The organism is Flavihumibacter petaseus NBRC 106054, assembly GCF_000974785.1.
Classification (GTDB): Bacteria; Bacteroidota; Bacteroidia; order Chitinophagales; family Chitinophagaceae; genus Flavihumibacter; species Flavihumibacter petaseus.
Window position 1 is genome coordinate 319,793 of the sequence record NZ_BBWV01000002.1, and the last position, 21,214, is coordinate 341,006.

19 protein-coding genes are annotated in these 21,214 nt (G+C 48.9%); 12 read left to right on the forward strand and 7 right to left on the reverse strand.

Features of this window, described 5'->3' with window-relative positions:
• Window positions 1-120: 120 nt before the first annotated feature.
• Together FPE01S_RS11225 and FPE01S_RS25885 are read right to left on the reverse strand one after the other, a co-directional pair.
• On the reverse strand, window positions 121-2,517 hold the full coding sequence (locus tag FPE01S_RS11225) for an ABC transporter permease (protein ID WP_046369098.1): 2,397 nt from the start codon (window positions 2,515-2,517) through the stop codon (window positions 121-123).
• Between the two features lie 185 nt (window positions 2,518-2,702).
• Entirely contained in the window at window positions 2,703-2,837 is a 135-nt protein-coding gene (locus FPE01S_RS25885; protein ID WP_157473993.1) for an ATP-binding protein, read from the reverse strand.
• Window positions 2,838-3,009: 172 nt separating this feature from the next.
• Here FPE01S_RS25885 and FPE01S_RS11230 point away from each other — a divergent pair, with 172 nt between their 5' ends.
• The 7 genes from FPE01S_RS11230 (at window position 3,010) to FPE01S_RS11260 (ending at window position 10,152) form a co-directional block, all read left to right on the forward strand.
• Window positions 3,010-3,537 (forward strand): hypothetical protein, encoded by a 528-nt coding sequence (locus FPE01S_RS11230; RefSeq protein ID WP_157473994.1) that lies wholly within the window; start codon window positions 3,010-3,012, stop codon window positions 3,535-3,537.
• A gap of 279 nt (window positions 3,538-3,816) precedes the next feature.
• The gene (locus tag FPE01S_RS24860) at window positions 3,817-6,933 is read left to right on the forward strand and encodes an AsmA family protein (protein WP_052955717.1); all 3,117 of its coding nucleotides are present in this window, start codon (window positions 3,817-3,819) and stop codon (window positions 6,931-6,933) included.
• 589 nt (window positions 6,934-7,522) lie between these two features.
• Complete coding sequence (locus tag FPE01S_RS11240; RefSeq protein ID WP_157473995.1) at window positions 7,523-7,795, forward strand: hypothetical protein; 273 nt, start codon at window positions 7,523-7,525, stop codon at window positions 7,793-7,795.
• A gap of 149 nt (window positions 7,796-7,944) precedes the next feature.
• Window positions 7,945-8,970 (forward strand): fatty acid desaturase, encoded by a 1,026-nt coding sequence (locus FPE01S_RS11245; protein WP_046369101.1) that lies wholly within the window; start codon window positions 7,945-7,947, stop codon window positions 8,968-8,970.
• A 151-nt stretch (window positions 8,971-9,121) separates the two neighbouring features.
• Entirely contained in the window at window positions 9,122-9,391 is a 270-nt protein-coding gene (gene rbp / locus FPE01S_RS11250) for an RNA-binding regulator (protein ID WP_046369102.1), read from the forward strand.
• A 57-nt stretch (window positions 9,392-9,448) separates the two neighbouring features.
• Complete coding sequence (locus tag FPE01S_RS11255) at window positions 9,449-9,901, forward strand: cold-shock protein (protein ID WP_046369103.1); 453 nt, start codon at window positions 9,449-9,451, stop codon at window positions 9,899-9,901.
• A complete protein-coding gene (locus tag FPE01S_RS11260) occupies window positions 9,898-10,152 on the forward strand; it encodes an RNA recognition motif domain-containing protein (RefSeq protein WP_046369104.1) in 255 nt (84 codons plus the stop codon). The genes FPE01S_RS11255 and FPE01S_RS11260 overlap by 4 nt, the downstream gene beginning before the upstream one ends.
• A gap of 17 nt (window positions 10,153-10,169) precedes the next feature.
• Here the strand turns inward: FPE01S_RS11260 and FPE01S_RS11265 are convergent, their stop codons facing one another.
• From FPE01S_RS11265 to FPE01S_RS11275, 3 genes are all read right to left on the reverse strand, one after another.
• Window positions 10,170-12,557 carry an ABC transporter permease gene (locus FPE01S_RS11265; RefSeq protein ID WP_046369105.1) on the reverse strand — a complete coding sequence of 796 codons (2,388 nt, stop codon included), beginning with the start codon at window positions 12,555-12,557 and terminating at the stop codon, window positions 10,170-10,172.
• A gap of 83 nt (window positions 12,558-12,640) precedes the next feature.
• On the reverse strand, window positions 12,641-13,069 hold the full coding sequence (locus FPE01S_RS11270) for a type II toxin-antitoxin system VapC family toxin (RefSeq protein WP_046369106.1): 429 nt from the start codon (window positions 13,067-13,069) through the stop codon (window positions 12,641-12,643).
• Complete coding sequence (locus tag FPE01S_RS11275) at window positions 13,059-13,337, reverse strand: DUF6364 family protein (RefSeq protein ID WP_046369107.1); 279 nt, start codon at window positions 13,335-13,337, stop codon at window positions 13,059-13,061. The genes FPE01S_RS11270 and FPE01S_RS11275 overlap by 11 nt, the downstream gene beginning before the upstream one ends.
• A gap of 142 nt (window positions 13,338-13,479) precedes the next feature.
• Here FPE01S_RS11275 and FPE01S_RS11280 point away from each other — a divergent pair, with 142 nt between their 5' ends.
• From FPE01S_RS11280 to FPE01S_RS11295, 4 genes are all read left to right on the forward strand, one after another.
• Window positions 13,480-14,994, forward strand: coding sequence for a trypsin-like peptidase domain-containing protein (locus FPE01S_RS11280; RefSeq protein WP_046369108.1), 1,515 nt, complete (start codon window positions 13,480-13,482; stop codon window positions 14,992-14,994).
• A 73-nt stretch (window positions 14,995-15,067) separates the two neighbouring features.
• Window positions 15,068-15,745 carry a response regulator transcription factor gene (locus FPE01S_RS11285; protein WP_046369109.1) on the forward strand — a complete coding sequence of 226 codons (678 nt, stop codon included), beginning with the start codon at window positions 15,068-15,070 and terminating at the stop codon, window positions 15,743-15,745.
• A gap of 9 nt (window positions 15,746-15,754) precedes the next feature.
• Entirely contained in the window at window positions 15,755-17,005 is a 1,251-nt protein-coding gene (locus FPE01S_RS11290; protein WP_052955718.1) for a sensor histidine kinase, read from the forward strand.
• Between the two features lie 67 nt (window positions 17,006-17,072).
• Complete coding sequence (locus FPE01S_RS11295) at window positions 17,073-18,131, forward strand: alpha/beta hydrolase (protein WP_046369110.1); 1,059 nt, start codon at window positions 17,073-17,075, stop codon at window positions 18,129-18,131.
• Between the two features lie 11 nt (window positions 18,132-18,142).
• On the opposite strand, the gene FPE01S_RS11300 is transcribed toward FPE01S_RS11295, so the two are convergent.
• Window positions 18,143-18,712, reverse strand: coding sequence for a hypothetical protein (locus tag FPE01S_RS11300; protein ID WP_046369111.1), 570 nt, complete (start codon window positions 18,710-18,712; stop codon window positions 18,143-18,145).
• A gap of 265 nt (window positions 18,713-18,977) precedes the next feature.
• Between FPE01S_RS11300 and FPE01S_RS11305 the strand changes: the two genes are divergently transcribed.
• Window positions 18,978-20,066, forward strand: a complete 1,089-nt coding sequence (locus FPE01S_RS11305; RefSeq protein WP_046369112.1) for a fatty acid desaturase family protein — start codon at window positions 18,978-18,980, stop codon at window positions 20,064-20,066.
• Window positions 20,067-20,354: 288 nt separating this feature from the next.
• Here the strand turns inward: FPE01S_RS11305 and FPE01S_RS11310 are convergent, their stop codons facing one another.
• A complete protein-coding gene (locus FPE01S_RS11310) occupies window positions 20,355-21,194 on the reverse strand; it encodes a phosphoribosyltransferase family protein (protein ID WP_046369113.1) in 840 nt (279 codons plus the stop codon).
• Window positions 21,195-21,214 lie beyond the last annotated feature (20 nt).

The window sequence follows — 21,214 nt, forward strand, 5'->3', positions numbered from 1 at the left end:
CAGTCTGGTGGCTCATTTCACTCGGTTTTATGAATTGACCGTTTTCGGAAAAGCAGCTCCCTTCTTCGCCAGGGCTACGAAGGTGAGCAACGCCCCCGCTGATAAGGCAATAGATTTTTTTTACTCTGTTCGCAGACTTTTAACGGGGTTGGCCATTGCGGCCCTCAAAGAATGGAAACTTACCGTTGCCAGGGCAATGCCCGTCACCAGTAATCCGGAAGCCCCAAACAGCCACCAGCTCAACGTTATCCGGTAAGGGTAATGCTGCAGCCACTGGTTAGTTGCCAGCCACGAAGCGGGAAGGGCAATCAGCAAAGAAATAAATACCAGTTTCAGAAAGCCCGTTGACAATAAAGCTAATATATTGCCGGCAGAAGCACCCAGCACTTTGCGGACGCCAATCTCTTTTGTTCTTCTTTCCGCGGACAATACCGACAATCCGAATAAACCTATACAGGAAATGAATATAGTGAGCATCGCGGAAGCCAGTATCATTTTTTTCCAGCGACGCTCGGCGGCATAGCTGTTTTCATTTTGTTCCTGTTTAAAACTGTATACAAAAGGGTCCAGCGGAAACAATTTGCTGAAAGTCTTCGATACGCAAAGCAAACTTGCGGATGCAGTGCCAGGTTTTATTTTGATATAGGCTGTCCCGTAGTCGTTGTTCGGATTCATGGTGAAAAGCTGCGGCGTCACCTTTTCAGTCATCGGCTTAAAATGATAGTCCTTCACCACGCCTACCACGAAGTAAGACCGACCGCCATCAATGCTTTCTATCTTTTGACCCAGGGGTTCTTTCCACCCGGCTTCCTTTACGAAAGTTTCATTTACCAGTGCTGCGTTCACCGGATCGGACGCAAATGCTGCTGAGAAATTACGTCCCGATAATATCGGTGCCTTAAGCAATGGAAGATAGCCCTCATCCGGCGTTTCCACTATAACATTGATATTCGTTTCACCATTTACTTTGACGGTATTGCCGGAAAAGTCCTGGTTCTTGAAGGCAACACCGGCCACACCTGGCTGCTCCAGCAGCAATTGTTTGAACAAAGCCGCGTCTTTTCGGCTTAATCCTGCTTTGTTGACCGTAATCAGGTCGCTGTCGTCATACCCTAACTTTTGTGTCGTAAGAAAATTAGCCTGAAGAAAAATGGCAAGCGTTCCCGCAATCAGAAATGTTGCCAGGGAAAACTGGACAACGACCAGGGCCTTCTGCAGGTAATTGCCGCCACCGGCCTGAACCCTGTTGTAGATTGTCTTTACCGGCTGGTAAGCGGATAATACAAGTGCCGGATAAAAGCCTGCCAGCAGTCCTGTAATGACTAAAATCCCAGCACAGGATGCCAGTGATTTCAACTGCAACAGGTAACTGAGAGAAAGTGCCTTGCTGGTCAACTGGTTGAAGACCGGCAGGAATGCAGAAACGATCACCAGCGCCAGGGCGAAGGCGGCAATACAAAGGATAAATGATTCTCCCATAAACCGGATCATCAATTGCTGCGGAGAGCCACCCATTAGTTTCCGGATGCCTATTTCTTTAGCGCGTTTCGAGGAGCGGGCAACGCTGAGGTTTACAAAATTGATGCAGGCGATCAGTAATATAAATACAGCAACTGCAGAAAGTATCCAGGAATAAGTGGGGTTGCTTTTGTTAAACAGGCTCTCATTTTCCGAAGACACCATCTTTCCAAGATGGATGTCGGCAAGCGGTTCGAGAACATAGGAAATACCAATATCCTGTATGCCATACCTGGATCTGATCAGGCTGATCGATTCATTGGCATCCGCTTCAAACACCCTGTTCATTTTCTGGTTGACAGCTGCCAATTCTGCACCCGGAGACAACACCACGAACGTGGTTAGAAAGGAATTGAACCAGTTCTCATTTTTGTTTTCGTCAGCAGCAGACACCTGTAAAGGCATGACGATCTCAAACCGGATGGATGAGTTTTGCGGACAATTTCTGGCAACGGCTGTTACTTCATAGGGAGTAAAGCCTTCCTGTCCTTTTATAGAAATAGTATTGCCGGTTACATCGGTACTGCCGAAGAATTTTTTGGCGACATCCTCTGTGATGACCACTGAATTCGGCCGGGAAAGCGCTGTTGCCGCGCTGCCGTGCAGCAATGGGAAGTTGAATACGGTGAAGAAATTTGCATCGGCAATGCTCACCGTTTGTGACTGGATCTCACTGCCGTTTTTAATATCGGCATAGGTTGTCTGAAATCGGACGAACTGTTGGATGTCAGGGATCTTTGCAGCAAACCGGGGACCAGGAAAATACCCGGTATAGCTGCCGGTCGAAACGCGCCCATCTTCCTTGCTGACTGTTTTGTCGATGCGATAGATCTGTTCTGTATGATGGTGAAACCGATCGTAACTGACCTCGTCGTTTACGTAGAGCAGAATGCATAAGACACATGCCAGGCCGAAACTTAGTCCGGCAATATTGATAACGGAGTAGGTTTTGTGGTGCAACAGGTTCCTTACGGCGGTTAAAAAGTAGTTCCTGAACATGGTAGGCTTCTTTGATAGGTAAAACTTACAAATGCGATACCATTGTTTTTGGTTCTGATAATCAGCCGTCTGGCCTACAGTTCCGGTAAATTATGTGCGCTTTTGATACAGCAGCGTCCGGTTGCAGCGAACATATTCCCTTGAGGATACTTGAGCTCACCGCCATGCCCCCTGGTAACAATGTCTTAGCTCAGGCACAATCCCGGTCCCGTTCCCTGGCCGGTGGGCTTGGTGGTAAAGAAGGGCTGAAAGATTTTTCCGATAATATTCTGTGGGATACCGTAGCCGTTATCGCCAATAGAGAAATCAAAATATTGCATTATTGACTGAAGAAAGTTTGTTTTTACCGGCAGTGGGAAGCTGGTGCACGCCAATGGGAGAATATCTGTGTGATTATTTCGTTAGCAGACAATCATTACTATATTGCACGGCAGATAAAAAATGGCCATTATTTTTTTGACCTTTTTTATAAATAAACCAAATCCCAATTTTATGCTGAAAGCATTTTCCGCAATTACCTTGTCCCTTGTTTTGTCCGTTTCCATGATTGCTTGTAAAAAGGGCGATGACGGCCCAAAGAATGAGCCTCATATGACTGCTAAATTCAACGGCGAGTCTAAGTCCTTCTCCCAGGCGCACGCCATGAAGACCCAGTTAGGTGAAGGCTACAATCTTTCTATCGTTGGTGTGAACGGTACAAAAGAGACCTTCACGATCAACCTTTGGAGTGACATGAATGATTTCCACAGCGGTGAAAGTTTTACTTCAGAAGCAGCCGTTAACGGCAGTGCCAATTCACTCGGCTGGGCTGCCGATCTCATGAATTCCAATGAAACCACTATCTGGTCCAATGCGTCTTTTTACGTGGAGAATCCTGAAGAAATGCATGTTACCATCACGGAAATCAACAGTGAAACCGTAAAGGGAACGTTCTCGGGAACTATCTACCAGAATGTGGCGAATCCTGGCAGCCGCACGATCACAGAAGGCGAATTTGTTGCAAAATTCTCACTGCAGTAAGCGACAACAGTCTTAGTGTATATTATTTCAGACCGCCTGTTGAAGGCGGTCTTTTTTATAATTGGACCGCACTTCAGCGTCATAGTCGCCCACCCAGTAACTCCAGTATTTCCTGCTTCCTGCGCCGGGATATCGGGACCCGGTTGCTGCGACGGATTTGTCATCCTTACCGAAAAAGAGATCGATGAGCTATTTGGCAGGAAGTAGACCGGGGAAAACCGGCCACAGTGGTTGCGCCTTCTTACCTTTGAAGCGGCTTGTTCAAATTCAGCCCCGGAAATGAAAAAGACTGTTGTAAAGGTTCTGAAGATCACCGGCATTGTCGCCGCCTCCGTGCTTGGCCTCCTGTTTTTATTGCCCATCCTGTTTCCTGTTACCATTGCCGCCCGCATTAAGGAATGGACCAACCAGAGCATAAAAGGCGAGCTCAATTTTTCGAAAGCCCGCCTTAGTTTCTTCCAGCATTTTCCAACGCTGACCCTCACCCTGCATGACTATTCCCTGTTGGGGGCCGAACCCTTTGCGAAAGATACCCTGATGGCTGGCCACGACCTGAGTTTCGGGATCAACCTGGCTTCCTTGCTGCACGGGGGGCTGGTAGTGGACCAGTTCTTTGTCGATGATTCCCGCATTCATATCCGTATCGATGAAAAGGGCAATGCAAACTATAATATTTACCGCTCTTCTGAAAAGGCAGCGCCTGCGACCACCGATACGACCAGCAACACCAGCCTGAAAATAGAACGCATTCAATTGTCCGACTGCCAGCTGATTTATGACGATCGCTCCCTGCCCATGCGGATCGAAGCAGTGGGGTTCGATTACGAGGGAAAAGGTGACCTGGCAAAAAACGAGTTTGACCTGCGCTCAAAGTTTCATGCCGATGCACTTGATTTTACCTATAATGGTACACACTACCTGAACCGGCGGAAACTGGAAGCTGACCTGATTACCAGTATCAACACTTCTTCCCTCAGGTTCCGGTTTCAGCAAAACAAACTGCTCATCAACCAGCTGCCGGTCGATTTTTCAGGTACCATGGCGATCCTGAAAGACGGTTATGACATCGACCTTCACGTGGTGTCCGGTACTACTGATTTCGGCAATGTGTTTTCTATATTGCCACCCGACTATGAACAATGGTTCAGGGATACGCAATTCAACGGCACCAGCCGGCTGACGGTGGACCTGACCGGTGCCTACCGGGCTGCAACAAACGAAGCGCCGGATCTTGCCATTGGCCTTTGGGTACGCAACGGCAGTATCAACCATAACAAAGCACCAGTGCCGTTAAAAGATGTAGCCATCAGGGCTGACCTTATGCTGCCCGGACTCAATGCCGACAGCCTGGCACTGACAGCTGATTCAATAAATTTCACCCTGAACGGGTTACCCACCAGCACCAGCCTGCAGTGGAAGGGTCTGACCACGCCACAGGTCAAAGCTAATATCAATAGCCAGCTTGACCTTGGTTTACTGCACCGGGCACTGGGGATGACCATTGCTGCACTGAATGGAAAACTGGATCTCAGGGCAACGGCAGACGGCACTTACCGTACAGGCCAGAACCCAAAGAATTTCCGGCCTGACACTGTTGTTTTGGCTATTCCCAACTACACGCTCCAGGCGACGGTCAGCAACGGCTATTTCAAATACAAAGACCTGCCTTTGGCGTTGGAAAACGTACATGCTGAAATCAATTCCACTGTCAATACGGGCAGGTGGGAAGATATATCCGCCAATATCAGCAACCTGCAGGCTGCTATCGGGAAAGGGCATTTACAGGGCAGGCTGTCGGTAACAGGACTCGACAAAAGCGAGCTCAATGCAGACCTGAAAGCTGATCTTCCCCTTGAATCCATCACACAGGCCATTCCGTTGCAGGGTTATGCCTTCGGAGGCGAATTGCATGCTGATATCAAGGCCAACGGTCACCTGGATGCCGGTCGCAGATTGTTTCCCGCCGCCCAGGGCAAACTGCAATGGACCAACGGTCTGGTACAAACGCCCTATTATCCCCATCCTGTTCGCGATATCCAGGTAAACGGACAGCTGAACAGCAATAAAGGATCGTATGATGACCTGATGGTGGTGCTGGAGCCGGTATCCTTTACTTTCGAAGAACAGCCCTTTGCACTCACTGCCCGCCTGTCTGATTTCAATGATTTGCGGTACGCGCTCACTGCTACCGGTGCCCTGGACCTTGGCAGGATCTACCAGGTGTTCGCCATAAAGGGATATTCGGTCAGCGGCCTGGTCCGGACCAATTTATCGCTGGGCGGCACGCAGGCAGATGCGGTAGCAGGACGATATCAGCGCCTGAAAAACAGTGGCACCCTGCAAATGGAAAACCTGTCACTCCGGAGCGACGACTATCCCTATCCCTTCCTGGTGCCGGAGGGGACTTTGGAGTTCAGACAAGACAAAGCCTGGCTGAAAAACACGGTGTTGCAATACCAGGAAAATAAATTCAAATTGAATGGTTATGCGCAGAACCTGGTTGCCTACTGGCTGCAGGACGAACTGCTCACCGGAAAAATGGAAATAGCTTCCGAAAGGGTAGTGGTGAACGATTTTATGGTATTTGCCGATACCGCAACTTCGGCCAATACAGGTGCTTCTTCGCCCGGCGGGGTGGTGTTGTTGCCGAAGAACCTTAACCTTTCCCTCCAGGCCACCATAAAAGAGATCATCTATGGCGCTTCAAAACTGAACGATTTTGCAGGTAGTGTGACCCTGCAGAACGGCCAGCTGGTACTCAATGATGCCCGGGCAGGGATCGCAGGGGCGGTGGTATCAGTGGCCGGCAATTATGCTCCTGTTGACTTGCACAAGGCAGGCTTTGGTGTAACGCTGAAAGCCGATTCCTTTGATGTAAAACGCGCTTACCGCGAAGTACCGCTTTTCCGGGAAATGGCCAGTTCAGCAGCGAATGCCGAAGGGGTGGTTTCTGTGGATTATGCCATCAACGGGCGGCTCAACGATAAAATGGAACCGGTTTACCCTTCCCTTGCCGGTAAGGGTGAAGTAAAACTGGAAGATGTAAAAGTAAACGGACTGAAATTATTCGGTGCCGTCGGCAAAGCTTCCGGAAAAGACAGTATCAATAATCCCAACCTCAAGGCTGTAGTGATCCGGTCTTCCGTTAAAAATAATATCATCACGATCGAACGGACAAAAATGAAAGTGTTCGGGTTTCGCCTTCGTGCGGAAGGACAGACTTCACTCGACGGCAAACTTAATATGCGCTTTCGGCTTGGCCTGCCGCCTCTTGGTATCATAGGCATTCCTATGACGATTACCGGCAATGCGGAGAATCCTGTTGTGAAGGTCCGGAAGGGCAGGGAAGAAGATGAGTTGGAGGAAGAAGAGGATACGGAGGATGTACATGAATAGGTTTGGGGTTTGGTGTTTGGGGTTTGGAATGGGTTCGGTTTTTTGACATCCGGCAATTTTTAACACTGAGTGAAATGAGCCACCAGGCTGGATTTTGGAAAAATAAACGTTTGTATAAAGTTACTCCATCATTGCAGCGCAGGTCGCGGCTTTACAACCCGGCGCACTGCAGTTCGGGTCCTTGCGGTAATCCTGCCAAGGGCAGGCCTTGGTACCAACGGGATTTTTACCCGGAGCATTTCATATAAAATATCCGGTTATAAACGGTCATATAAACGGTCATATAAACGGTCATATAAACGGTCCTATTAACCATTTAATAAACCGTATATTAAACATTTGGTACACATACGGAACTGAAACGCAGGCTGGTGGCTCATTTCACTCAGTGTTACAAATTGGTCCATTCTGGAAAAATGATACCTCCCGGTGTATTGCAACTTGTGCGGCACTTTATTAATTTGGCGGCAAATAGCCGGATGAAAGTATTTCAGTTATTGATATTGACAGTGCTGATCTGTTCAGGCATGGGATGCAGTCATTCATTTGATTTCCGGATAAGTACGGGGTGCTCGAATCCTATGACAATATGGAATGGCTTACCGGTGCAGTCCTGGCAATTGACAGCGCGACTTTGCACCGGTTTATTTATGACCAAAAATTTGACACGGCAAAAGATTTGTCCCAGGTTAATATTTCAGGCAATGGTTATTTGAAGAACTTTCCTGCTGCATTCAATACAGCAGAAAACATTTACCTTCTAAACAGGAGAGTTGGTGACAAAACCGTGAAATACGTCGCAGACCTGAACAGGCAATTGCTTTGGGCTGAAATCAATTATGCTGACTGGTCAGGAAATTGAGCTTTTATGATTGCGATACCCTCATAAAACTTTCTACCGTAACAAGGAGTTAACATCCTGCTTCATGGGTTTAGACTAACTTCACCATACGCCTGCTAAGTAGCTCCATTCTATTTTATCCGGTCGATTCTTCATCTTTAAGATTTACAATGGGTTTTATTGATCAATTGCTCCATACGCCTTCGTATGGGTGGGAAACTATATCCGGAACTTTACAGCAACCGTCAGCGGGGAAACTTTTCAACGAAGCTGCTTCGAGGATAAATATCTTCAAATCACGCACGAACTGGATCTCTTTATTGTCTGTGCTGATGATGTTATGCCTGGTGCCTTTCCTGTACTTCTTCCTGTTTCATTATTTTTCGTGGTGGTACCTGGGCGCCATGCTGTTTTACAGCCTCATCGTAATGGGTACCCATGGAACGGTATGGTATCACCGTTACTGTACGCATAAATCCTTTCGTTTCAGCAACCCGGTAACGCGCTTTATAATGCAGCACCTGGTAATTAAAACGCTCCCTGAAGAGATTTACGTGGTGTCACATCATGTACATCATGCGAAATCCGATAAGCCCGGTGATCCATACAATGCAAAGGGTGGTTTGCTTTATTGCATGCTGGCCGAATTCAATCATCAGCGCGTATCTGAAACACTTTCTGAAACAGACCATCGGAAAGCCTCCGCCATGCTTAACCATACCGGCGTTGGATTGAACAGCTTCCCGCAATATAAAAAATGGGGCTCGCTCACCAGTCCCGCATACACCCTGCTTTCCACTTTGATGAACTGGATCGGCTGGTACACGGTGTTTTACCTGCTGGGCGGGCATGGTCTTGCCTGCGCACTGTTCAGCGGCGCAATATTGTGGATGGCGCTGGTACGGGCGTTTAATTACACCGGGCACGCGCATGGAAAGGAAAAGCATATTGATGGTGTTGATTTTGACCGTTCCAATCTTTCTGTGAACCAAACGAGGCCGGGATTGTTTACAGGCGAATGGCACAACAATCATCACCTTTACCCGGGTAGTGCAAGGGCGGGCTTTCTGCCACACCAGGTTGATCTCGCCTGGATCTGTATCTACCTGATGTACAAAACAGGTGCTGTTGCCTCGTTTCATGATTCAAAGGCGGCCTTCCTTGAAAAATATTACAGCCGGCAAACAGTTAAATGAGTATCTTTACATTTGTGAACAACAGTTCTACTGCAAATAGTCAGGATCAGTTATAATTTTTACCCGCTCGTCCCCCGTAATTATTTTCCTCCTCTTTACACTTGTCTTAGCTCTCTTGTTACACCTTTTTATTTATCAAAACAAGTTTGTTATGAACATGTATGTATCGAACCTCGGTTACCAGGTTCAGGAGAATGATTTGCTGAAACTTTTCAGTCAGTATGGAGAAGTGACATCCGCAAGAGTTATTACGGATCGTGAAACTGGCCGCAGCCGTGGATTTGGATTCGTGGAAATGTCTTCCAATGAAGATGCTAATAAGGCGATGGCAGAACTGAACAGCCGTGAACTCGATGGCCGGGCAATTGCGATCAGCGTAGCGCGGGAAAAAGAGAGCCGGGCTCCACGCAATAAATGGTGATAAATTTTTCAGAAGGTGTCCTTAAAGGGCACCTTTTTTTCTAATCCAAACCAGTCTATGTCCAAATCAAGAGACACTTTCAATAAGCGCAACAGGCAATTACAAAAACTTAAGCAACGCCAGGATAAACAACTAAAAATGGAAGAGCGGCGGGAAAACACCCCCAAAGGAAAGAAGCTTGAAGATATGCTGGCCTATGTAGACGAGAACGGCAACATCAGCAGCACTCCTCCCGACCCGCGTAAAAAGATCGTTGTCCGTTCGGAAGATATATCGATCTCTACGCCAAAAGGCAACGAACGTGATAGCAGCCATACCGGCACGGTCCAGTTTTTTAATGAAGAAAAAGGGTTCGGGTTTATTACAGAAAATAAATTCCAGGAAAGAATATTCTTTCACAGTTCGCAATTGGCCGTTCCTGTGAAACTGAATGATAAAGTGGCATTTGACACGGAGCCCGGCGAACGTGGCCCTGTTGCAGTGGCCATCCGGAAAATTGAATTACCATGAATATTTATATCTCCAATTTAAGTACCGCGGTTCGGGAAGCAGATCTGCGGGATCTTTTCTCCCGTTTCGGCCCCCTGCAGTCTGTTAAACTTGCATTAGAAAGCAGCACAGGCCACAGCCGTGGATTTGGCTTTGTAGAAATGTCCAGGGAAAACGGCCTGAAGGCCATCCGCAGCCTCCACGGTAAGATCATTGAAGGAAAAGCCATTTCCGTGGCAGAATCCATCAAAAGAAACGGCATCTACGGCTGATCACCTGGCCCCGAAGGTTATTCGCTCCTCAGGCTTTCCACGGGGTTGCTAAGCGCCGCCCTGACCGTATGGAAAATCGTTGTCATCAGCGTGATCAGCAGCACCACCAGTGCCGATAATATAAACGGACTCACACTAAGGCCGGTATTGTAAGGAAAGATCTTCAGCCACTTCGTCATGAAATAGCCCGCCACCGGAAAGGCAATTATGCACGACAAGCCGACAAGGAATACAAAGTTGCGTGACACCAGCGGAATGATCTCTCCAACACTTGCCCCCAGCACTTTGCGGATACTGATCTCTTTCTGCCGCTGCTCGGTAGTGAAGGCGATCAGTCCAAGCAAACCGAGACAGGTGATGAGTATGGTGAGTACGGAGAATACCGTGAAGATCTTGCCGCGCTTCTGGTCAGCCGCATACTGGCTGTCAAAGTCCTGGTCGAGAAAGGTATATTGGAAGGGAATATCGGGGAAGGTATTCTTCCAGGTTTTTTCAATGCCGGCAACAGTGCCCGGAATATTGCCGCCGCTCAGTTTCATCTGGATCAGGTTGCCATTCCGCGTATAAACAAGGATCAGTGGTGCGATCTCGTTGTAAAGGGATTTCTGGTTGAAATCCTTTACCACGCCAATCACTTCGAGGTAGTTGCCTGAGGTGTCACCAGGGTATTTTACGCGTTTTCCCAGCGCTTCTTCACCCCACCCAAACTCCTTGACCAGCTTTTCATTCACGAGAATGCTGTGCAACGTATCGGCAATGCCGGAGAAGTTTCTGCCTTTCGCCATTTTGATGCCCAGGGTCTTCACATAATCTTCATCCACTGAATAAACATCAACACCTTTGTCTGTAAAACCGTTTTTGGTCTCCACCGAAAACAGGTTGAAGCTGATGCCGCCGCCGGGAATACCGTAAGATGAACTCACCGATTGAACACCCGGGTTCTTCCGCATTTCATTTTTGAAAGAAATGACGGCACTACGGATATCCCGGTCGATAATAGCCGAAGCGTTCATCACCTTGTCCTTATCAAAGCCGAGATCTTTGCTTCTTAAGTAGTTCAGTTGTTTATATACTACCCAGGTGCAGATCAGCATGATCATCGAGATGGAGAACTGCAACACCACCAGGGAGCGGCGGAGATTCACATTGCTTGAGCCTTTGGAGAGGCTTCCCTTCAGTACACTGATCGGATTGAATTTGGAAAGGTAGAAAGCCGGGTAGCTGCCACCAACTATACCGACAAAAAGCACGACGCCAAGCAGGATCAGGATCGTGTCCGGCCGGAATAATGTCAGGAACGAAATATGCTTGCCGGCAATATTGTTGAACAGGGGCAGGAAGATGGCGATCAGGCCGATACTGATCAGCAGGGCAAAGAATGCAGTCAGGGTAGATTCGATCAGGAACTGCATCACCAGCTGAGACTTGTTGGATCCGGTCACTTTCCGGATGCCGATTTCTTTTGCCCTGCGGGCGCTACGCGCGGTAGTCAGGTTCATGTAGTTGATGCAGGCAATCAGCAACATAAAAAAAGCAACTGCCGAAAAGATATAGATATAGGACATGCTGCCGAGTTCCTCAGGTTCATTAACGGTAGTGGAATGCAGGTGAATGGTGGTAATGGGTTGCGCTTCGAACCTGATCTTGATATTATACTGTTCAAAGATGGACGCGAGGTATTTGTCATACATCGGTTTCATCTTGTGGGTGAATGCAGCTGCCGATGTGCCGGGTTTCAGTAATACGTAGGTGTAAAAGTCAAAGCTGCCCCAGTTGTTGCCGAAATCAGCTGGCAGGGTCTTCCGGGAAACGAGCACATTGAAAAGGAAATGGGAGTTTCTCGGCACATCTTCCATGACGCCGGTTACCTTGTAAACTTTACCATTAATATTCTCCAGCGTTTTGCCCAGGTACCGCTGGTTGTTGCCGAAGAATTTGATGGCAGAAGATTTGGAAAGTACCAGGGTATTCGGTTCCTGCAGAGCGGTTTTGGGATTGCCTTCGATGAATTTGCACTGGAATACCTTGAATACATTGCTGTCTGCAAAGAACACTTTTTCCTCGTATAACTTTGTCGCCCCGTTTTTAAACATGGTGCGGCCGCTACCCACAAAGCGGACGGCCTCTTCCACTTCGGGATAGTCGCTGGCCAGTGCAGGTCCGGCAGGGAAGGGGGCAATGGCCCAGCGCATCGTATCCCGGTCTGCTTCCTTAATAATGGAATTGATGCGGTAGATCCGGTCAGCATTCGGATAGAATTTATCGAAACTGAGTTCATCCTTGATATAAAAGATCAGGAACATCCCGAAGGTAATGCCGATGGTCAATCCAAGGATGTTGATCAGGCTGTACCATTTGTCCTTCCGGAAATTGCGGAGTGCTACCAGCAAAAGATTTTTGAACATAACGGGCTTTTGTAAGTAAAATCAATATACCTAAAAAAGCCACCGTCCCCTGTTTAGCAGGGATAGCTGGCAGATCTTCTATTTTAACGGTTGCCTTCTGCTTCAGAAAGGAATTCTTCGGGAGTATATACCGGCAACATGGGGATGGCGGCTCTTTTCAGGGATTTATCCCGGCTGATGAAATAATCGAGTTTATGGTGGATGGCAGTATAATACTGAAGCGCATCTTCGATGTCTCCTATTTTGGAGTGCAGGGCATTGACCGCTATTTCATGATTGGTGTCAATAACGGTTACATCAGCCAGCAGGGTGAGCAGCAGTTCCTTTGCTTTTGCGTTTCCATACGCTTTTGTAAGCCAATAGCCGATTATGTGAACAATGGAAGGGGTGATAAATGCCTGCACCTGACCTTTGACCACCAGCTCCAATATTTTCCTGGAAAGCGGAAATGCGTCTCTTTTCAGCGTAAGATCCAGCAGGATGTTGGCATCCAGGAATGCTTTAGAAGCCATATTTTTCGGATTGCTCCTGGTAAAAAAGGTCTTTGAGATCGGCCTTTGGTGCGATGTCAGGCCGCTCCAGCTTATCTACCAGCTGGAGAATATTTTTTCTCCTGGAAGGACGGGCAACCGTTCTGAAGTGGTTTTCCACCAGTTCAGAAACACTGACGCCTTTGATGGCTGCGTAAGACTTGATCGCTTCCAGTAATACCTCGTCCACTGTTATGTTTAATCTTACTTTCAATTCCCAAAGATACGCATATTCTGTAAATATGCGCATAACCCAGAAAAAATGGTGGAATAACGGATTTTTTAATCTCCGGGCTGATGCAATCCTTTAACACCCCATTTACAGTTTTCTACAGAATTGCTACAGAACCCCATGTCACTTTTGGTTGATCAATCAAACCAAATAAAAAGAAATGACACTTCAGAAAGCCTTAACAACAACCCTGGTGCTGGGTGGCCTCGCCACCGGCAGCGTCTGGGCCTATAAACACTACCGGCACGAAGATTTTTTTGCCGGCAATCAAAACAGTAAATCCCTTTTTGAAAACGCGAAGTATACCGATAGCAACGGCAGCACTGTGGCTACCCCCATGGTGGACTTTGAAAAGGCAGCCACCAAGGCCAGTCCTGCCGTCGTCCACATCAAAACGGTGATGCGTGCCCAGCGTGGCGCCACGGCACAGATTCCTGACCAGTTGCGGGATTTCTTCGGTGATGGATTCGGTGATGAATTCGGGGGTGGCGGTTCCCGCCAGGCGCCGGCACAGCGCGCGTCCGGTTCCGGTGTGCTCATCACTGCAGATGGATATATTGTTACCAACAACCACGTGGTGGCTGATGCCACTGAGCTCACCGTAACGCTCAACAATAAAAAAGATTTCAGGGCTAAGGTTGTGGGAACTGACCCCAGCACCGACCTGGCCGTTATCAAAATAGAAGGAAAAGATCTTCCTTACCTGCGCTTCACCAATTCTGATGATGTGCACCTGGGGCAGTGGGTGCTGGCTATCGGCTATCCCCTGAATCTTGAAACAACCGTTACTTCAGGTATCGTCAGTGCCAAAGCACGCAATATCGGGATCAACAGCCGCAACAGCAGGGCTGCGATCGAATCCTTTATCCAGACCGATGCGGCCGTTAACCCCGGTAACAGCGGCGGCGCCCTGGTGAACACCGAAGGTGACCTGATCGGCATCAACAGTGCCATTGCTTCACCCACGGGTTCCTATGCAGGTTACGCTTATGCGATCCCTTCCAACCTCGCCCAGCGCGTGGCCAATGATATCATCAAATATGGCAGTGCGAAAAGAGCCTATCTCGGCATCTCCTTCCCGAATGATCAACTGAGTGAAGAGGAGCGCACGAAGAATAATATTAAGGAAGGAAAAGGCGTGTACGTCATGGAAGTTGCGGGCGGTAGTGCTGCTGCTGAAGCGGGTATCAGGAAAGGTGACTTCATCACCGCACTGAATGGCGCCGAGATCAACAGCGGTACAGAACTGATGGGCAAGGTCGGTGCCTTGCGTCCCGGTGATAAGATCGACATCACGTATAGCCGCGACAATGCAGAGAAGACTGTCACAGCAACCCTGAAAGGCAATGCCGGCGCATATGCTGCATCCGAAGGCAAAGCGCCTTCTGCCAACCAGCTTGGTGCCACTTTTGAAAACCTGGGCGCAGATGATGCTGCACAGCTGAACCTGCGTGCCGGTGTGGTGGTGAAAGACCTGGGAGACGGCATCCTTTCCGACCAGACCAGGATCCGCGAAGGATTCATCATCACCAAGGTCAACGGCCGCAGTGTTGGTTCCGTGGAGCAGCTGAATGAAGCCCTGCAGCGTTCCGGCAACAGCGCGCTCATAACGGGGGTGTACCCGAATAATCCCCGGGAAGAATATCAATATGCCCTCAACGATTTGAACAGGTAAGGTTTTTTAGTGGAGAGGTTTGGTTCCGCCCGCCCGGTAAGGGCGGGCTTTTTTGTCAGTATATTTGAAACACATGAAAATACTGGTGATTGAAGACGAGAAAGGGTTGCGCGAATCCATCCAGCAATACCTGGATTACCAGGGATACGTATGCGAAACAGCCGACAATTTCCTGTCAGCAAAAGAAAAGATCAGTGCATTCAGTTACGATTGCATCGTGGTGGATATCGGCCTGCCATATGGCAGCGGGCTCGACCTCGTGCGGGAGCTCAAACACATGGAATCTGAAGCGGGGATCATCATCATTTCGGCAAAGAATTCGCTGGATGATAAACTGACAGGGCTGGAGCTGGGGTCAGATGACTACATCACCAAACCCTTTCATCTTTCGGAACTGAATGCACGGATCAATGCCGTTTTGCGTCGCCGTAATTTCGGCGGAAATAAGGCCATAAGTTTTAACGAGATCAGGCTTTTTCCCGATGCGAAGCGCGTCACGGTCAACGAGAAAGTGCTCGACCTGACGGAAAAAGAATACCGGCTTTTGGAATATTTCCTGGTGAACCAGCGGCGTGCGCTTACCAAGCAGGCGATCGCCTCGCATGTTTGGGGTGACGAGTATGACTACCTGAATAATTATGATTTTATCTACACCCACATCAAAAACCTGCGTAAGAAGCTGGTGGATGCTGGTGGTTCGGATTATATCAAAACCGTGTACGGTTCAGGGTATCGTTTTACTGACAACTAAAATAGGAACATGCGGCTGCTGACAAAAACAACACTGTACTTCCTGGGCGCTATGACCCTGTTGCTCCTGCTGGCCGGGGCTTACCTGTTCCGGCAGTTCAGCCGCGAACTCGACCGCAAGGGCGACATGGAATTGCTGCAGGATGAAGCCGCCTGGATCCGTTACCTGCATGCAGAAGCAGCAAACGGGGTGACCTTTATGCTGCGGTCACCGGAGTTGTCGATTTTTTCGGTGGACGCACCACCGGGGAGACCAGTTATTACCGATGAAAGAACCAGTTTAACCGCTTTCCCCTATCGCCAGTTATCGCAGGTGGTCGTCGTTTATGGCATCTCTTACCAGATTGTCATCAGGAAATCCCAGGAACAGAAAGCTGCCTTGCTGGCGGACATCACGCGGATTATCCTGCTGGTGTTTGCCGGATTGTTCCTGGCAACCATCCTGTTCAACTGGCTGATCAGTAAACGCATGTGGGAGCCTTTCTACCAGACGCTGAATACGATCCGGAAGACCAACCTGACGGAAATCCGGGGAACACATTTTACATCCACCAACACCAGGGAGTTTAATGAACTCAATGCCGCACTGAACGGGATGACGGAGAAAATTCACAGCGATTTTCTCAGCATGAAAGAATTCACGGAGAATGCCGCACATGAAATGCAGACACCGCTTAGTGTGGCACAAAGCAAGATGGAGTTGTTGCTGCAGAAAGAAGATCTGCCCGAGCAGGATGCACACCTGATCCTGGAGGCGACCAATGCCTTGACACGCCTGTCGAAACTGAACCAGGGTTTATTACTGCTGGCAAAGATCGAAAACAACCAGTATGTGGCTTCGGAAGAACTCAACCTGACCACTGTGATCCGCAAACAGCTGGAGCTTTTTTCGGAGCTTATCCAGGACAAACGTCTGAACGTGACCACCGATTTCCACGCTTATTTTATGGTGCGCATGCATCCCATGCTGGCCGATTCACTGGTTTCCAACCTGCTGGGAAATGCTATCCGGCACAACTATGAAAACGGCAATATTGAGATTGTTGTTTCGGCGAACAACTTCCGGATCAGCAATACCACCCACCAGCCCGTTATTCCACGGGAGAAAATCTTTACGCGCTTTGCCGGTGGCGGGGGAGGAACTGCCGATTCTACCGGGCTGGGACTGGCCATTGTTAAAAAAATAACGGATATGCACGGGCTTTCGATCAGCTATCGTGCGGAGGCTGGCGAAACCATCTTTGATCTTCAGCGACGGTAATGTTTTGCTGAATTTTCTGTGGATTTCGTGATACAGTGCATCTCAGCTGATTTTAAAAACAGCCAACATGCGTATACTTTCCTTGCTGGTAACAGGATGTGTTGCTTTGGGTTTTATGTTGCCGGTAGCCGGGCAACCACAAAAAGGGACCCTGGTAACAGACAGCTTCACGTCAGTGGTACTTCGTGAAAACAAGCTGGCCCTCGGACTCAACAGGAAGGTTAAAATCTACCTTCCCCCTGGTTATACGGCTTCCGGCAAAGCTTACCCGGTAGTGTATTATTGCCACAGCATATTCGGAAATCCCGGCAGTATTTTCGGGGCGGCAACCGACCAGGTTGACCGAGCGGTAGCAGCAGGGGTGACGCGGGCATTTATACTCGTGGTGGCGGACTATTCTTCACCGACCTCCGGCAGCATGTACGAGAACTCCCCGGTGAGCGGGAAATGGCTCGATTTTACCGTGCAGGAGCTGGTGCCGTTTGTTGACAGGAAATACCGGACGATCCGACACCAGAACAGCCGGGCAATCACCGGTGATTTTATGGGTGGCCGGGGTGCACTGAAGCTCGCCATGACCTATCCCGATGTTTTCAGCGTTGTGTATGCGCTGCATCCTGTAGCCACCGGGGTGGGAACCCGACCCTGGACGGAATTAGGGGTCAACTGGACAAAGATCAATAAGGCGACAACCTATGCTGAACTGGCAGGGGATACCCCGTCACAGATCTTTGTTTCCATCTGCCAGGCCTTTCTACCCAACCCTTCCCGGCCTCCATTTTACTGCGACTTTTTCATGGAGCCTGATAGTTCCGGTGGCGTGAAAGTAAATACGCCGCATATGATCCATGTGCAGCATGATTTCATGCTGGAAGGTCAGTTGGCGGAGTCTGCCGGCAACCTGAAAAAGTTGCGGGCAATTGCTTTTGACTGGGCACGTTACGACGGCAATTTTGATCACGTATATGCGAACCGTGCTTTCACCCGTGATCTGGAGGATCTTGGTATAGAGCATGAAGCGGAGGAGTACCGCGGAAGACCCTGGAATAAAACCTGGAATGATGACGGACGGTTTTACACCCGCGTACTGCCATTTCTGAACCGCAACCTGGTCTTTGAACAGTGAAATCGCCTTGTTCAGATGCCGACCGCCAGGGAAGTTTCATTTCCAGGCAGGTCCCTGGCTGTTACCTGGACGACAGTACCTGGAGGGACAGGGTTGGAGGGCTGTGTTGAATAGATCCACCGGTTTTTAAACACGGGACTCATAGCAGCATAGCCCTCTTCTACGACGTCGCCCCCGGTTGTCAGGATGGTTACTTTCACCGCAACTACCCTGAAATCATCCGTGGCATGAATGGAGATGGCCTTTCCGGCCTGGCCTTCATAATCAGCTGCTTTGACCCATTCTATCACAGGGGCCGTCCTGTAATCTTTCATTGCGGCATTGTAAGCGGCTTTTCCGCGGGCACAGCCCATTTGATATTCGGCTTTGAGATCGGGATCGGCGATCGCCGTCCTGGCATATTGCTGGGAGTCACTGAAAAGGTCGCGGTTCCGCTCCTGGCTGGCTGAGGGTGGTTTGGACCTGTCATATTTTGGCATTTTGGTGATGATGGTGTCGTCGCCTTTTTGCTTGTACACTATCTGCTCACCCAGTTTGCCCCTGGCCCCTTTCACCAGGAGGTTATCAGTAATCTTACTCATGAATATTGATTTTTCACGTATTAGGTTAACGGCAAGTTACTGAAATTTGTAATATACTACGATAAACTTGCGATTAAAATTCGATAATCCTTCGAATAGCCCGTAGTGAGGTAGATGGTTTATCAAGGTAAATTCGAATTTTAATCGAAGGATTGATTAAATTTCCTGTTAATGCGAACCTGATTTTGGTCAGTTCGTGCAACCCCAACGACATAATACCTATCTTCATCGGTCTCGCATCCATAATTAAACCAGGAACCGGTTCATGAAGAAGTTGACTTTCAATAACAAACAGGCTGATTTTTCCAAAACACTCAACCGGGCGGCCGACCAGTATTTCAGCAGCCGGCAGCTCGCGAAAACGGGCAATTGGCGGTTGTATTCCAAAACCATTGTGCTGATTTCCGTTGCTGTCCTCGCTTACCTGGTGTTCCTTTTTATACCGATGAACCTCGGCTGGATGTTTCCTTTGGGGTTGCTGCTGGGCGTTACCAGTGCCTGCATCGGGTTCAATGTAATGCATGATGCCAACCACCAGAGCTACTCTTCCCGTAAATGGGTGAATCAGACCCTTGGCTTTTCCCTCAATGCGCTTGGCGGTAACAGCTTCATCTGGAAATACAAGCACAATGTAATCCACCACACCTATACCAATATTGATGGTATTGATGACGATATCGCGAAGAGCCCGCTGATCCGGTTATGCCCTTCACAACCCTGGGTTCGTGCGCACCGGTTTCAACACCTGTACACACCGGTGTTGTATGCTTTGAGCTCACTGATATGGGTACTCGTACAGGACTATGATAAGTATTTCCGGCCCCGTTTAGGTGACCAGGCAATGGCCGAAAAAATGCCCTTGAATGAACACATCATCTTCTGGGTGAGCAAGGCGATGTACCTGGCTTTTTACATTGTTATTCCGATTGTGGTAGTGGGCTGGCTGCCCTGGCTGGTTTTTTTCCTTTGCCTGCACGTGGGCCTGGGACTGACGCTCGCGGTGGTGTTTCAGCTGGCGCATGTAGTAGAGGGGCCAACCTTCGAAACAGCACATGACCATGAACACAAAAAAATTGAAGATGAATGGGCGATCCATCAAATCAAGACCACCGCGAATTTTTCACCCAATAGCCGGGTGATTACCTGGCTGGTGGGCGGACTGAATTACCAGATCGAACATCACCTGTTCCCGAGGGTAAGCCATGTGCATTATCCTGCGCTGAGCAAGATCGTGCGGGCCACCTGTGCGCAATTCAACCTGCCTTATCATTGCATGCCTGATTTTGCATCAGCGGTGAATTCGCACTTTAAACAGGTGAAGCAATTGGGCCGCGATCCGAAACTTGCGCTGTAATAGCTTCACATCATTTTCAAATAACTTTAAGCCTTGTCATGAACAAGGCTTTTTTAATTGACATTAAGAACGGAAGAGAAAGGACCTTCAGGCAGGCGCAAAAAAAAAGGGATGTATAGACATACTTCCCCGTTTTTAAATCCAATATCCTATGAAAAACCAATACCAAGATAGTAACTAAAACTGTGCCTCCTAGTTTTACAGCTTCGTTTTCGCCGGATTGCCCGTTATTGTCGATAATTGGGGAATTTTTTGTCCCCGTCCGGGGAATTTAGTTGTGTGAAAACGCTACAAAAACCTTTCAACAGGCAGGCAATGGATACCCGAAACCTCCCGGTATGAGTTAGTGCTATAGATCCGGTCGATATTTTCCAGGGTGGTTCCCTTGCTGAAAATGCCGTGGCTCACAATGAGGTGAACGGCGGCCGCGCCTTTTTGTTTCAGCAGGGCCGCGGTGCCCACAAAGGTTCCGCCGCCATCGCAGATATCGTCTACAATAAAACAGGTGGCGCCGGACAGTGAGGTGGCCGTGGTGGTGAATCCTGTTAGTTTCCCGGTTTTTACCTCCCGCTCTTTCATGCATTCCACGAGATGGGTAATGCCCAGGTGCTGGGCCAGCCCGTGGATTTTTTTCAGGGCGCCTGCATCGGGAGACACCAGGTAGTACCTGTCAGGTTGTAACGCCGGCTGCGTTTCCGCTAAAACCTGCTGCACATAATCATGATTTGTTACCGCATAGGAGCGTTCGATCATGGCAGTAGTGACTTCGGAATGCGGGTCGAAGATTTTAACCTTACGAAACTGCGCCTGGTTGATCATGGCAGCGATTACTTTCAGGGAGAAAGGTTCACCGCCCGTCATTACCCTGTCCATTCGGGCACAGAGCAGGTAGGTGATGTGCAACTCGATATGTTCGAATTCATGATAGTCGAGTGTGTTCTTAACGAACAGGGCCAGCAGGATATCATTCGCATTGGCCATGCGGGTCAGGATGCGTATAGGGGCGTTGTGATCGAGCTGCTGCAGGTCATCCGGATTGATTTTAATATGCGGTTGTCCGTCAGGAAAGATCATGGTGGTGAACTGCAGGTCAGATTTTTCCGGGGAGACCAGGTTGAGGGTATTCATGTTGAGTGTTCTTGAATGGA